Genomic DNA, 589 nt, shown 5'->3' on the forward strand with positions numbered 1-589 from the left:
TGTCGGTGACGAGGAGCGCACCGTTCCGCTCACGACGCGCCATCCTGCGTATGTCATCTACACCTCGGGCTCCACCGGCAAGCCCAAGGGCACCGTCATCGAACACCGCGGCATCGTCAATCTGTACTGGAGTCACCACACGCACTTCTTCGGGCCGGAGGTGGCGGCCGCCGGCGACCGCCGGTTCCGGATCGGGTTCACCGCACCGCTGTCCTTCGACACCTCATGGGACTCGATCCTGTGGATGATGGACGGTCACGAGCTGCACGTGATCGACGACTTCGTCCGTCGCGACGCCGGAGGCCTGGTCGACTACGTGAACAGGCACGAGATCGACTTCCTCGACCTCACCCCCACGCACCTGGAACAGCTCGTCACCTTCGGTCTCCTCGATCCCGACCGACGCCCGCCGACCGTGCTGATGGTGGGCGGCGAGGCGATCAGCGACTCGCTGTGGACGGCGTTGGCGGCCGCTCCTGGCATGGCCGCATACAACTTCTACGGCCAGACCGAGTGCTCCAACGACAGCGTGTCCATCCGGATCTCCGAATCCGATCGGCCGCTGATCGGCAGAGCGCTCGCCAACACC

The 589-nt window shown here is 65.5% G+C and carries 1 protein-coding gene; it reads left to right on the forward strand.

Annotated elements, in window-relative coordinates; all coding sequences use genetic code 11:
- On the forward strand, nt 1-589 hold a 589-nt coding region (locus tag V5E28_RS49090), incomplete at both ends, for an AMP-binding protein (protein ID WP_336217203.1).

This window comes from Nonomuraea sp. LPB2021202275-12-8 (assembly GCF_037044575.1).
In the GTDB taxonomy this organism is placed as follows: domain Bacteria; phylum Actinomycetota; class Actinomycetes; order Streptosporangiales; family Streptosporangiaceae; genus Nonomuraea.